Origin of the sequence: Richelia sinica FACHB-800 (assembly GCF_014698825.1) — a bacterium.
Classification (GTDB): domain Bacteria; phylum Cyanobacteriota; class Cyanobacteriia; order Cyanobacteriales; family Nostocaceae; genus FACHB-800.
Window position 1 is genome coordinate 149,711 of sequence record NZ_JACJTT010000002.1, and the last position, 12,665, is coordinate 162,375.

The following is a 12,665-nucleotide window of genomic DNA, read 5'->3' on the forward strand; positions in this document are numbered from 1 at the left end:
TCAATTTTCAATTCAGAAAGTAACAAAGAAAAAGCAGAAATTAACTTTTATTTTCTGCCGGAGGTAAGCAGGTTGATAGTTAAAATGGGATTGGCAAATTTTACTTTCTAGACACTTCTCTTACCCATTAATCGGAAGAAGATTTTTTCTCCTTCAATCCACACAAACATCAAAGCACTGAAGCCAATACAAATACCCAACTCATCTAAAGGCAGGTAGTGAGTACCAAAGAAATCTCGCAGGGGTGGAACATAAACTAACATCAATTGCAAAATCGTGGTGACAATTACAGCCCCTAACACATAGGGATTAGAAAGAGGATTCATTTCAATTGTCAGTTGATTATTAGAACGAATGGCAATAGCATGTCCCATTTGGGCAATACATAGAGAAGTAAACACCATTGTTTTCCATCTCTCTGGATCTAATCCTTCTCCTGTTACCGCTTTGGCATGAAAATATGCCCATTCCATCAGGATAATGCTAATGATAGCGAAAATAATCCCAATGCGAACCATGTAGGAACCTAAACCCCTAGCAAAAATACTCTCACGGGGGCTGAAGGGGGGACGTTTCATCACATCCGGTTCTGGGGGTTCTACTGCTAAGGCTAAAGCAGGTAAACCATCTGTCACCAAGTTCATCCAGAGAATTTGCAAAGGAGTCAGAGGTACACCACCTAAGCCTAAAATTGGCGCAGCAGCAATGGTTAATACTTCCCCAATGTTACTACCCAGGATGTATTTAATAAAGCGGCGAATATTGGTGTAAACAACCCTACCTTCCTTGGTAGCGGCGACGATAGTGGCAAAGTTGTCATCTAGCAGTACCATATCGCTAGCTTCCTTGCTCACATCTGTACCGGTAATACCCATAGCAATACCAATATCTGCTTGCTTGAGGGCTGGTGCGTCGTTCACACCGTCGCCGGTCATAGCCACAAATCTACCGCGACGTTGTAGGGCTTGAACGATGCGTAGTTTGTGTTCTGGGGCAACTCTGGCGTAGATACTGACTAAATCAACTTGTGCCTCTAGTTCCTGGTCATTCATCCGTTGCAATTCTTGACCACTCAGGACTCTATCGTCAGGTTGGGCAATGCCTAAGTCTACAGCGATCGCTTTTGCTGTTAGTTGATGGTCTCCTGTAATCATGACTGGACGAATTCCCGCTTCCCGGCATTCTTGCACCGCATCCCGGACTTCTGGCCTTGGTGCATCCAGCATTCCCACCAATCCTAACCACACTAATTCAGTTTCTGATGCTTCGTCTTCACCTTCTGGGGGGATTGCCATCAGGGGTTTATAGGAAAAGCCAAGTACCCGTAAACCTTTACTGGCCATACTGTCGTTTTCTGCCAGAATTTGTCCTCTTTGTGCTTCAGTCAAAGGGACAGCTTGATTGTTTAACTGAATGCGAGTACAACGGGCCAAGATTAACTCTGGTGAACCCTTGGTAAACATTAAGTAGGGTTCGGAGTCCACAAAACTAGCGATCGCTGGGTCTACGGATGTCATCGATGGTTCACCAGTGGCAATGGCTTCCACCCGACATACCACACTCATCCGTTTGCGTTCTGAAGAAAAGGGATATTCAGAAACACGAGGTAATTTACTATTCCATTGGTCTTTTTCAATACCAGCTTTCCCCGCCAGGGTAACTAAAGCACCTTCTGTGGGGTCTCCTAAAATCACCCATTCCCCTTTTTCCTTTTGTAATACGGAATCGTTACAAGCAGCGCAGGCCACTAACAAGGAAGGAATGGCAGGATATTCTTCTACTTCAACTTTGTTTCCACTTAATTGGAACTCACCAACAGGGGCATAACCTTCTCCCGTGACCCGCAGGCTTTGATCATTGGTATACAAAGACTGCACCACCATTTTGTTCTGGGTTAAAGTCCCGGTTTTATCGGAACAAATGGTAGTGACAGACCCTAAAGTTTCCACCGCTGGCAGTTTGCGAATCAAGGCATTGTGGCGTACCATCCTCTGGGTTCCCAAGGCTAGAGTCACGGTAATTACTGCGGGTAAACCTTCAGGAACTACCGCCACCGCCATACTTAAGGACACTTCCAACAGGTCTTGTAGATTACTAAACCCTCTAGCTTGGATAATGCCACCAATCACGACAATAGCTACTAACACCAAAGAACCACTTACCAGCACATTCCCCAATTGAGTCATGCGTTGTTGTAAGGGAGTTGGTTCATTTTCCACCGACTGCAATAGGGCAGCAATTTTACCCAACTCTGTCCGCATTCCGGTGTTGGTGACGATCACTTTACCCCGTCCTTGGACGACTTCTGTACCTTGAAAAACTAGATTCAGGCGATCGCCTAAGGACGTATCTTCTGCTAATGTGATTGTTGACTGCTTATTTACTGCTTCTGCTTCCCCAGTCAGGGCTGACTCTCGCACTTGTAAATTAGATTGTTCTATTAGCCTGCCATCAGCCGCTATTTGTACCCCAGCTTCCAGCAGCATTATGTCTCCAGGTACAAGTTCCTTGGCTGCGACATCTAACATTTTGCCGTTGCGGATGACTCGCACTAAGGGAGAAGATAGTTTTTTCAGGGCTGCTAAGGCTTTTTCCGCACGGCTTTCTTGGACATAACCAAGGATGCCATTCAGAACCACAATCGCCATAATCGCGATGGTATCTTTAAATGGCACTTCACCGGGCTTTAAATTACCTGCTTGCCAAGCCATCAAATCTAGACCCCCAGAAATGAGTGCTACAGCAATTAACATCAAAAGCATGATGTTCTTGAATTGATCCAGCAGAATTTCCCAAGCACTACGGCCACCTTGTTCTTCCAATTCATTGGGGCCATATTTTTGGAAACGTTGTTCAACCGCTTGGGATGTTAAGCCACTCTCTGCATTGCTATCAAGCAGGTCTAGCGCTTTATCAACTTCTAAACTATGCCAAGCGGAGGCACCTTCAGGCAAAGAATGAGCAGACATCGTGTAGGTTACAGGAAAAGGTTACAAAATTCGATCATAATTGAGTGATGGCAGGAAAACCATTAACTCAAGTTACAGGTGGAAAATTCCACGTTGTAACAGTTTAGGTTTAATTACTGACATTTGCCAATTTATTCACCAATTTTGGATATGGGTTTTTGCTTAAAAAAGAGTCGTTTAGATGACATTAAAATGCCAAATATATCTCTTCTGGTCTCCCAATGGGATGACAGAAGTTGTGCGACAATAAAGTCTAGGTGTGCTAAACCATCGAACTAAATTATGCTGAATACGAGTTTTGCACTCCCCAGTTTGACCGCTAGCCAGATGATAGGGCCAAAAACAATCCGACCGCTTACAGCTGCTACCATTTATGGTATTGCCTTCCTCGACGGCAAACTCATTGCCATAGACACAATTAAGGGACATTTACTAGAAATTGACCCCCTCACGGATAACAGTAGAATTCTCAACCCGCACCAAGTCAGAGAATTTCAGGATGTCACTGGTTTAGCTATTGCTGGTGATACTTTGTGGTTAACTCGTGGCAACAGTGTTTATTTGTGCAAGCTTTCGTCCTTAGGTTTAGAACATTTTGTCACCTTACCTTATGCTGCTAATGGTGTAGCTGTTTGGGATTCTACAGTTTACGTCAGTTGTCAAAGACTGGGACAGATTTTAATTTTTGACCGTGATAGCCGCAAAGAAATAACCAGGTTTCCTGTCCCTGGTGTGGGGATAGAAAATTTAGCTGTTAGTCACGATACTCTGTGGGTGTGCGATCGCACCGAGCAAACAGTGTACTCTATGGATCGGGCCACTGGGGAAGTGATATTTAGCGTCCTCACACCTTTTCCTTCTCCCACAGGTATAGCAGTCTGCCCCCAAGATGACCAAGGTAAAGATAGTCTCTATATTGCCTATGCCTTTGAAGAACCATATATTCGTGACAACCCCAACGCTGACCCCAACCACGAGTTAACTTACCGTGACCTCACCTTTATTCATCCTCTGTATTATCATTACGAACCCAGTAAACGCTATGCCCTTTCTAACGGTTATCTGTTAGAAATGTCCTACGTTGAGGAAATTTCTCCCTTGGATGAAGTCTATTTATCCAATGTAGAATGGCGTATTGCCCTCCCCTCAGAAACCGAACGCCAAAAAGTTAAACAAGTTGATCCCATTGGAGTGCCATTTACAGAAGAAATAGTTGATGGTCAACGGGTAGCAGTTTTCAAATTTGACAGTCTTGCCCCCGGTGAACGCCACATTTTTGGCTGGAAAGCACTTTTGGAAGTGCGGGGTATCAAATATCGAATCACTCCAAAAGATACTGATGATCTGCCGGAACTATCAGCAGAATTCCAGAGTCGTTACCTAGTAGATGATGATGACTTGGCGATGGATACAGCCATTGTCAGACGTGCTGCCCGTGAAGCCGCAGGTTCAGAAACAAATTTATTGCGGAAAATGTACAACATCCGCAACTATGTGTATGACGAGTTATCCTATGGGATTAAGCCATATATTGACCCGCCAGACATAGTGTTAGAAAGAGGTGTTGGTTCTTGCGGTGAATACGTCGGTGTTCTCCTCGCCCTTTGTCGCTTAAACGGTATCCCCTGTCGCACTGTGGGACGGTATAAATGCCCCCCTTATGCTGAACAGCAAGGCGTACCCCTCCAACCAGACTTTAATCACGTATGGTTAGAGTTCTATATTCCCAACTTTGGTTGGTTGCCCATGGAATCTAACCCCGATGATGTGGGTGATGTGGGCCCTTATCCTACCCGTTTCTTTATGGGTTTATGCTGGTATCATATTGAAATTGGTAAAGGAATTACCTTTGAAACCTTAACCAGCAATGGATTACGGCTCAATAAGGAAGAGATATCCATTGGTGACTTGGCCATTAATCACATTCGGTTTACAATTCTTAAGGAATTACCGTCATTTTAGCTGCGGAATTGGCACAAGAGAATCAGTAGTTTAGTAATGGGGTGAAAGTAGCAACGAAGATAGTGGTTTTGACACCAGACAGACTCATAACTAAACCCTTGTGTTCCCCAAACCTATTGGCCTTAATCGAAAATTTAAAGTTTGGTGGCAAAGCTTTATTCCTACTTGATGATTAAGCCTAGGTAAATTGCTGAGTTGCTTAGTACAATAAAACTCAGAATATACTCTGAAAGAGATTACTACGGGACTCAGTTCGGTTTTTTAGGTCGAAGTTACACTGTTGACATAGCCAAATCTATGTTTGAAAACAAACGTAGACCCAGTTGTAAATGGTAATGAAAGGTGCATCATTGGATTGGTTCTGAATCAGATAAAACTCTCGAACAAACGCCCAGCGCCAAAATGCCAGGCGGTAGTCTCGACTCCTATCATAATCCTCATTCCTGCTACCATGAGGAACAGCAAATATACCAACATTTGCTGCATCTAGTGCAAAAAGAGTCCCCTGACCACATGATTGAGCGTTGTCGCGCTTTGTTTGTGGATGGTGCCGACTATCCAGAACATGAGGTTCTGTTGATATTAGATAAAATTACTGCTTCTAAGCAAGCAGCCAACGAGTTTCAGTTTTTCCTCAATCGGTGTTGTCATATTCTGATTAATCGTTGGCATATGCAGCCACAGTTGCATTATGCGATCGCTGATCTAATAGAATTATTCGAGACCCCATCTACAAGATCCAGAGTCACCAGTTTCCGTGCCAGAGAAATTAGACGCTTGCGGGAACTAGTCAAACATTTTACTCAAAGCGAACAATATTTAATTCTCAGAAGATTTATTCAGGTCATTGATCAGCATCCTACGTGGGGCAACAGACAGCATCAGCCCCTGATGAATCTAATACCTAGATATCCGTATTTATACGAGCATTGTTTAATTAGCGAAGACTCTACCTTTGAACAGCAGCAAACAGTCAAACATTTCCAAGCTAGAGTACAAAAGAAATTTGAAATTGATTTATCTCAATATATAACCTATAAACTTCGTCGGGTTCAGGTTCTCAGAAAATATTCTCCAGAGGAAGCAAATAGAATCTTGCGTCCTGTTAATAATCCTACTTTATTAACTGATAGTGAATTATATAGTACCCTCAAGCAGTTTTTAGGCAAACCTGAACAAGGTTGCACCTATAATGAATTAGCGCAGAAGTTCATCCAGTATAGTAGTCAAGCGCGGACTTTCCATGAATATAAAGATGATTTATATGAATATTTAATTACTTCTATTGATCATCAATATGGAAAACGACAATTTAATCAAAAACTATATACACATTTGCAAAACACCTTACCTCAAGCTGATTTTCAAAAGCCTGATGAATTTTTGGTGGTGAGAACTTGTAGTCAATTGCTGAACTTTTTAGTAGTCAATAGTCCAGCAGCACCACAGCATTTTACTTTCTTAGATTTAATTAGTAACCAAGGTACATTACCTACCATTGGCTTGCTGTTAAAAATAGTGTTGATATCCCGTAAAGTCAAACCATTTTTAGAAAAAAAAGTAGCAATTTTATTTAATCATTATGAATCAGCCACTACTGATTGTATTGGCTGGTTAGTCGGTACTTTGGAACAGTTAAATATTGCCTTAAGCATTCATTTTGGTAATGTTGATTTGTCCTTCTTTAAACGCTTCTGTTAATTTTATTCAGAAACTGGGGTGGGGGTATGTTGTTGGACAACCTTGGGCATAATTCCTGGTTTAAATTCTGAAAACTCGCAGATAGAGTTAAAAGGGCAAAATCGACAGTGGTTGCCTGGGTTGGGTGGGAAAATCTGGCTAAAATTGCGCGTTTCTGATTGATATTTGTGCAAATCTTGTTGATGTTTATGGGCTATATTCGCTAACTCATACTCTAAGGAAACGAATTCCTGATTGTTAATGGTAATTAATTCAGATTTTTTGCAGATTTCTAAATTATAAAAAGAAGCAACTGCTCTTTTACCAGGATATAGATAACGGGCAGCTAGTAGATAAACTAAAGCTTGTCTGCGGTCAAAGGCAGATTTACCAGTTTTAAAATCTAAAATATGTAAAGTGCTATCAGATTCGATAAATACACAATCCATCGCTGCATACAACCGAAAGCAATAATTATGCTGTTCAATCACAATTGGCTTGGGATAACCTTCATCTCCCGAAGTCAATTGCAGGATGCGTTTACCTAATAACAATGGTGTGTGATGATATCTTTGCAAAATTTGCAAGACTCTTTGTTTAACTACATCATGGGCATGGCTTAATCCTAATAAATGGGCAACTTTTTCTACACCATCAGATTGTGTTAACCAATGCAGGTGATGATGAAATTCATATACACCTTTTTGAGCTAGGATACCAATGCGCTGAGGTGGGGTAACTTTGGCTAATAAGGCTTTGACTTGGGGTTCATGTTGCCTGGCTTTGATAAATCCCCTTCTCATCTGGCAATGCCAATGTTCTTGTCCTTTAGCGGGGGCAACTAAAGACCAAAGGTGGTAACTGACAAAGGGTCGATCAGGGGTTGACATCGCTCAGAAGGAGTGAGAGAAAATACTTGAAGATACTTGCGGCTACGCACGCTTTGCGGGAAGCTTCCTAATAGTTAATGATGATGCACGGGAGAAAGTGGCAAATATGGGCGCTAGTAGCAGTTCCAGCAAGATAAAATTTGGTACAGACGGTTGGCGAGGGATCATTGCCGATGACTTTACTTTTCCTAACGTGCGGAAAGTAACTAGGGCGATCGCTCGTTATTTGGAAACAGCCTACAGTAAAGACAGACCAGTTCTTATTGCTTACGATACTCGATTTTTAGCTGATCAGTTTGCCCGTGCATCTGCCGAGGTTTTGGCAGATTTAGGGTGGAATGTGAAAATTACAGACCGGGATTGCCCAACTCCAGTAATTGCTTATAACGCCCGTCACCTGAATTCGGCTGGGGCGTTGATGTTTACTGCTAGCCATAATCCTGCACCTTATTGTGGAATTAAATATATCCCCGACTATGCGGGGCCTGCCACTCCAGAAATTACTGATACTATTGTGGCAAATATAGAAAGTGCATCTGATGAATTGCCAAGTGGCAAAGCATCAGGTTCAATTTCTACCTTTGATCCAAAACCAGATTATTTGCATTTTATCTACACCTTGCTGGATGTCGATAAAATTAAAAGCGCGAATTTAAAAGTTAAGTACGATGCCCTCTATTCTACCTCTCGCGGCTATCTGGATGAAGTTTTGCAACAATGCGGTACACAGTTAGAAAGTTTCCACACTTGGAGGGATGTACTTTTTGGCGGTGGAATGCCTGAACCCAAGGGAGAACAGTTAGTTGAGTTGGTAGAAGCGGTAAAAGCCGATAAAGCAGATTTGGGTTTAGCGACGGATGGGGATAGCGATCGCTTTGGTATTGTGGATGAACAGGGTAATGTTCTCACCCCCAATACTGTGCTGTTAGTTTTAGCAAGACATTTAATCAAAAATAAGGGTAAAAACGGGGCAATTGTCCGCACAGTAGCGACCACTCACCTACTGGATAACTTCGCTGCTAAATACGGCTTGCCAATTTATGAAACACCAGTTGGGTTTAAATACATTGGTGAAAAAATGCGGGAAACTGCGGTTTTAATTGGTGGAGAAGAATCTGGTGGTTTAAGTGTGATTGGGCATATTCCAGAAAAAGATGGCGTATTGGCTGATATGCTGGTAGCTGAAGCCATTGCCTATGAAGGGAAGCCCTTAAGTCAGTTAGTACAGGAAGCGATCGCCGAAGCAGATGGCCCCTTGTATAACAACCGCCTAGATTTACACCTGACCGAATCTCACAAGAATGCAGTGATTGATGCTTATACCCAAAATCCGCCTTCAACAGTGGCTGGAATTGCGGTCAAAGAAGTCGGCAGGAAGGATGGGATTAAATTGTATCTAGAAGAGGGTAGCTGGGTGTTGCTGCGTCCTTCTGGGACAGAACCATTGGTGAGGGTGTACATGGAAACTAACTCACCAGAAAAACTCAGTCAGATCGCCGCAACCATGGAAGCGGAAATTGCTAAGTTAGGTTAATCTCTCACTTGATGATGTAGAGGCGTTTCCGGTAACGTCTCTACCTTGGTGAGGAAGTTATATTTAAAGTTATGAAAAGTTTTGCAAATTTATTGATATCTCTAGTTATAGCTGTATGGGTAATAGCGATCGCTATTATCTCCGTCCAAAATGCCACACCCATATCATTAAGATTTTTGGGTTTTCAATCTATTCAAATTCCCTTTGGCTTGATATTAGCTTTTTGTGTGGCTGTGGGTGTACTTACTGTAGCGATTTTACAGCCTCTTTGGGGTTTGGGTGAGTCAAAATCTAGATTTGATGATGAGGCTGAGTTTTTTGTAGATGATGAAGATTTTTAAACTTTATCACAGTAGGTATCCCTCTATAAATTTACAATTCATAATCATCAAAAACAGATGGAAGATTACGACGACCACTCACTACTCGTAAAATTTCAATTCCATCATCCAGCACTCTATAAAAAATTATATAGCCTTCTAGGGGTAAACCTCGCAAATCAGCACGTATTCCTGAATAGCTTTTACCACTATTTGGAAAAGAAACCAATTGTTGACATTTACGATTAAATTCCTGAAAAAATTTTTCACCTGCTTCTAGGTTGTTGTGGGAGAAGTATTCAGCAATTTCATTTAAGTCACGACTAGCGAGAATATTAATAACGTAACGATTCATCTTTCTGCCTGTCGCTGTTGCTCAAAACGATCTAAAATTTGATTTACAAATGTTTCACCATCAATAGGTGCTGTATGCTCCGAAATTGCGATCGCAGCATCAATTTTTTCGCCCACTTCCTTAGCCCATTCTGACTCAGCGCGATCATACTCATCCAGCAATTGGAGGGCGATTTCTAGAACTTCTTCTACAGAGTTGTATTTCCCAGTTTGCAGTTTTGTTTGAATAAAGTGTTCTTGCTTAGGTGTGAGACCGATACTCATAATTATTTTGGTTACGTTGGTTGTATATCAAAATTATTATAATGTAGGTCAAAAATTTTATCAAAAATGCGTTAGTGTGGCGCACTGTAGGTATTGCTCTCATGCTAAATTAAACACAGGCTATGCACTCTACAATAACCATTTCAATTTACTATTTAAACTGTTACTGTTGATTTTGCTAAATCACGAGATGTTGGCTCAAAATGCAAAACCATAATTTGCTCTAAAGTTAAAGCAACAAATTCGTATACTTGTCCATTACTATCACTAAATTCTACTTCAAATACAGTACCATCGGCTAGTAATTCAACTATTGTACCAACTTGACCACGTAATAAGTTATATTCAGGTAAATCAACTGTAAGTGCTACTACATCTAGTAACTTTGGTTCAATTTTACTCATTTTTTACAACCTTCAAATATTACCATTTAATATAGCAACTTGTTAATTTTGGAAAATCAGCACCAGGCTCGATAATCCAACAACTACGAATGGTTGCACTTCTATTTTGCCTATTCAAAGTAAAATCTACATAGTAACGTTGTCCATGTTGATCACTTTTATTCAGGCAAGCTTCTTGAATTTTAACTTGTTCCAAAATAATTTGGCGTAATTCTTCAGCATTTTCAGCAGTCATGCCTAAAATTGATGAAAACAGACGAGCTTTATCCTTTCCTGTGGGATGATCTCGATTAAGGGAGTAGTCACGTAGTTTACGAATGTCAATAACTCCCTTCTCTGCATTTGGGATTATATTTGTTGAATTAGAGCCTTCCATATATTTGTAGATGCGTATATGAATCCAGCCGTAGATATCGCTGTCATTCTAAATCAATGTTAAAATAAAAAATATCACTTGAACATATAAAAAACCATGTCTAGCAATACTTCAATTATTAGCGTTTCTCCTGAAGTTATGAGTGGTACTCCAGTTTTTACCGGAACAAGAGTTCCTATCCAAACACTTTTAGATTATTTAAAAGCAGGAGATTCAATAGATGATTTTTTAGATGGTTTTCCTACGGTTACTAAAGATCAAATCATTACATTTTTGGAGGAAGTTGAAAAAGCAATGATTAGTAAGGTAGCATAAAATGAAATTGATTTTAGATGAATGTATTGATCGCAGGTTAACTAAAGAATTTATAGGTTATGAAATCAAAACTGTTCCCCAGATGGGATGGGAGGGAACTAAAAATGGTAAATTACTGGCTTTAATAGAAAAAGAATTTGATATTTTTATTACTGTTGATAGGAATTTATCTTTTCAGCAAAATTTATCTCAGTTCAATATCGCTGTAGTTGTTTTGCAAGCAAAGTCTAATAGATTAATGGATCTTAAACCTTTAGTTCCAAAGATTTTGGATATTTTATCTACAGTAGTGAAAGGTCAAGCTGTCGTTATTAGTCTTGAATGATAAGGCGATCGCTCTCAACTCTACATCAATAATGCGATTGCTGTTTACTCTATATCTATAAAATGCGATCGCTATTTACTCTACATTAGATAATATGTAGTATCTCGGAAAGAAAGTATCTCTTTTATCTTACAAGAGGTATCTACCCTTCATCCAAAACATACAAAAAAAATCTTCTTAAATGTTCCTCCATTTTTTTCTTTCCTCGTTGTTCTACAACTACAATTTGTTCCATATACATTTCTTCCATTTCATCCATTGTATGACTAGCATACTCTTCGTGTTTTTTCATCATTTCGGTAAGAAATTTTTTTCTTTCTTCCTTGAAATATTTCCTTCTGTTCAACACCTCTTGATCACATATTTTGATACTTGTAAAATAATCCAAGTCTGTCGGAATATCATAGATTATCTTAACAAAATCATTCTTTTTTACAAGAATAAAATCTTGAGCATAAATAAAACCTCGCTTATAGTCATCTTCTAAATATTCATATTCTAATAATTCTTTCTTTGACAGTTGCTTGCGATGTCCCCACTTGTGAGAGTACATTGTTCTAGTCATTTCGTATGTAATTTTTTCCAAAGGACAAGCAATATATTCACCTAAATCAATAAAAGTAGGATATTCAGGGTTAATGACAAGACCTATAGGTAATCCCTTTTTACCAATATTACGAATTAAAGGAATATAAACATAACCTTCTAACTCAAAATAAATATTACTCTCCTTATCTACTATAAAAATAGTCCTTATATTTTCTGGACATAAATATTTTTTCCATTGTTCAAATACTCGATTATTGGTAGCATCAATAATCCAAATAATTTTATTAGCATCACTACTATAAAACAATTCTCTTTCTCTGACGTTCTCGTTGCTTAAATTGGAATGCTGAAATTCAATAATTAAGTTTCCAATTTTTACATCTGCACGATGTATTTCTTTATTTTTTTGCATAACTACTTCCCTACATTCAAGAGGGAATAACTCTTGCCATTTTAAATGCCAAGGAGTCATTTCATACCACTCATCACAATGTGAATCAGAGGTATTTTTGTGCCTCCAATGATGTTGTATTATCTTGCCACAAGCAGCATATACTTCAGTTCCACAGCAAGGACAGGTAGCTTTTACCTTTGGAGTAGGTGGTATTTTATTACCTTCTTCATCTAAAGCATAATAGAAAGATCCCTTGTTTTCTGTAGTCATAATTCTACCTTTGTAAATTACAGCGTATTTGATAAGTGAAATAATAACGTATTTACAGT

Annotated in this window: 13 protein-coding genes; 6 read left to right on the forward strand and 7 right to left on the reverse strand. The window is 39.8% G+C overall.

Annotated features, from left to right (window positions below; translation table 11 throughout):
• Window positions 1–107: 107 nt before the first annotated feature.
• Window positions 108–2,969, reverse strand: coding sequence for a cation-translocating P-type ATPase (locus H6G73_RS02495; protein ID WP_190601365.1), 2,862 nt, complete (start codon window positions 2,967–2,969; stop codon window positions 108–110).
• A 282-nt stretch (window positions 2,970–3,251) separates the two neighbouring features.
• Between H6G73_RS02495 and H6G73_RS02500 the strand changes: the two genes are divergently transcribed.
• Complete coding sequence (locus H6G73_RS02500; RefSeq protein ID WP_190601366.1) at window positions 3,252–4,931, forward strand: transglutaminase domain-containing protein; 1,680 nt, start codon at window positions 3,252–3,254, stop codon at window positions 4,929–4,931.
• Between the two features lie 342 nt (window positions 4,932–5,273).
• On the forward strand, window positions 5,274–6,632 hold the full coding sequence (locus tag H6G73_RS02505) for a hypothetical protein (RefSeq protein ID WP_190601367.1): 1,359 nt from the start codon (window positions 5,274–5,276) through the stop codon (window positions 6,630–6,632).
• 2 nt (window positions 6,633–6,634) lie between these two features.
• Here the strand turns inward: H6G73_RS02505 and H6G73_RS02510 are convergent, their stop codons facing one another.
• Window positions 6,635–7,501: a PD-(D/E)XK nuclease family protein gene (locus tag H6G73_RS02510; RefSeq protein ID WP_190601368.1), complete on the reverse strand. Its 867-nt coding sequence runs from the start codon at window positions 7,499–7,501 to the stop codon at window positions 6,635–6,637.
• A gap of 106 nt (window positions 7,502–7,607) precedes the next feature.
• Here H6G73_RS02510 and H6G73_RS02515 point away from each other — a divergent pair, with 106 nt between their 5' ends.
• Complete coding sequence (locus tag H6G73_RS02515) at window positions 7,608–9,035, forward strand: phosphoglucomutase/phosphomannomutase family protein (RefSeq protein WP_190601369.1); 1,428 nt, start codon at window positions 7,608–7,610, stop codon at window positions 9,033–9,035.
• Window positions 9,036–9,106: 71 nt separating this feature from the next.
• Entirely contained in the window at window positions 9,107–9,376 is a 270-nt protein-coding gene (locus H6G73_RS02520; RefSeq protein WP_190601370.1) for a lipopolysaccharide assembly protein LapA domain-containing protein, read from the forward strand.
• 31 nt (window positions 9,377–9,407) lie between these two features.
• Here H6G73_RS02520 and H6G73_RS02525 read toward each other — a convergent pair whose 3' ends face one another.
• From H6G73_RS02525 to H6G73_RS02540, 4 genes are all read right to left on the reverse strand, one after another.
• The gene (locus H6G73_RS02525) at window positions 9,408–9,710 is read right to left on the reverse strand and encodes a type II toxin-antitoxin system RelE/ParE family toxin (protein WP_190601371.1); all 303 of its coding nucleotides are present in this window, start codon (window positions 9,708–9,710) and stop codon (window positions 9,408–9,410) included.
• Window positions 9,707–9,973: a ribbon-helix-helix domain-containing protein gene (locus H6G73_RS02530; RefSeq protein ID WP_190601372.1), complete on the reverse strand. Its 267-nt coding sequence runs from the start codon at window positions 9,971–9,973 to the stop codon at window positions 9,707–9,709. Before H6G73_RS02530 ends, H6G73_RS02525 begins: the two co-directional genes overlap by 4 nt.
• Window positions 9,974–10,128: 155 nt before the next feature.
• Window positions 10,129–10,377 carry a DUF4926 domain-containing protein gene (locus tag H6G73_RS02535; RefSeq protein ID WP_190601373.1) on the reverse strand — a complete coding sequence of 83 codons (249 nt, stop codon included), beginning with the start codon at window positions 10,375–10,377 and terminating at the stop codon, window positions 10,129–10,131.
• Window positions 10,378–10,396: 19 nt separating this feature from the next.
• Entirely contained in the window at window positions 10,397–10,753 is a 357-nt protein-coding gene (locus H6G73_RS02540; protein ID WP_190601374.1) for a DUF6883 domain-containing protein, read from the reverse strand.
• 96 nt (window positions 10,754–10,849) lie between these two features.
• Here H6G73_RS02540 and H6G73_RS02545 point away from each other — a divergent pair, with 96 nt between their 5' ends.
• Window positions 10,850–11,068, forward strand: a complete 219-nt coding sequence (locus tag H6G73_RS02545) for a DUF433 domain-containing protein (RefSeq protein ID WP_190601375.1) — start codon at window positions 10,850–10,852, stop codon at window positions 11,066–11,068.
• A 1-nt stretch (window position 11,069) separates the two neighbouring features.
• Window positions 11,070–11,393: a DUF5615 family PIN-like protein gene (locus H6G73_RS02550; RefSeq protein ID WP_190601376.1), complete on the forward strand. Its 324-nt coding sequence runs from the start codon at window positions 11,070–11,072 to the stop codon at window positions 11,391–11,393.
• A gap of 142 nt (window positions 11,394–11,535) precedes the next feature.
• Here H6G73_RS02550 and H6G73_RS02555 read toward each other — a convergent pair whose 3' ends face one another.
• The gene (locus tag H6G73_RS02555) at window positions 11,536–12,606 is read right to left on the reverse strand and encodes a competence protein CoiA family protein (RefSeq protein WP_190601377.1); all 1,071 of its coding nucleotides are present in this window, start codon (window positions 12,604–12,606) and stop codon (window positions 11,536–11,538) included.
• Between the last annotated feature and the right edge of the window lie 59 nt (window positions 12,607–12,665).

Coding starts and splice junctions, on each gene's coding strand:
- H6G73_RS02530 (WP_190601372.1), bottom strand. CDS start 9,973: ATGAGTATCGGTCTCACACCTAAGCAAGAACACTTTATTCAAACAAAA.
- H6G73_RS02495 (WP_190601365.1), bottom strand. CDS start 2,969: ATGTCTGCTCATTCTTTGCCTGAAGGTGCCTCCGCTTGGCATAGTTTA.
- H6G73_RS02550 (WP_190601376.1), top strand. CDS start 11,070: ATGAAATTGATTTTAGATGAATGTATTGATCGCAGGTTAACTAAAGAA.
- H6G73_RS02500 (WP_190601366.1), top strand. CDS start 3,252: ATGCTGAATACGAGTTTTGCACTCCCCAGTTTGACCGCTAGCCAGATG.
- H6G73_RS02525 (WP_190601371.1), bottom strand. CDS start 9,710: ATGAATCGTTACGTTATTAATATTCTCGCTAGTCGTGACTTAAATGAA.
- H6G73_RS02555 (WP_190601377.1), bottom strand. CDS start 12,606: ATGACTACAGAAAACAAGGGATCTTTCTATTATGCTTTAGATGAAGAA.
- H6G73_RS02535 (WP_190601373.1), bottom strand. CDS start 10,377: ATGAGTAAAATTGAACCAAAGTTACTAGATGTAGTAGCACTTACAGTT.
- H6G73_RS02540 (WP_190601374.1), bottom strand. CDS start 10,753: ATGGAAGGCTCTAATTCAACAAATATAATCCCAAATGCAGAGAAGGGA.
- H6G73_RS02520 (WP_190601370.1), top strand. CDS start 9,107: ATGAAAAGTTTTGCAAATTTATTGATATCTCTAGTTATAGCTGTATGG.
- H6G73_RS02510 (WP_190601368.1), bottom strand. CDS start 7,501: ATGTCAACCCCTGATCGACCCTTTGTCAGTTACCACCTTTGGTCTTTA.
- H6G73_RS02545 (WP_190601375.1), top strand. CDS start 10,850: ATGTCTAGCAATACTTCAATTATTAGCGTTTCTCCTGAAGTTATGAGT.
- H6G73_RS02515 (WP_190601369.1), top strand. CDS start 7,608: ATGGGCGCTAGTAGCAGTTCCAGCAAGATAAAATTTGGTACAGACGGT.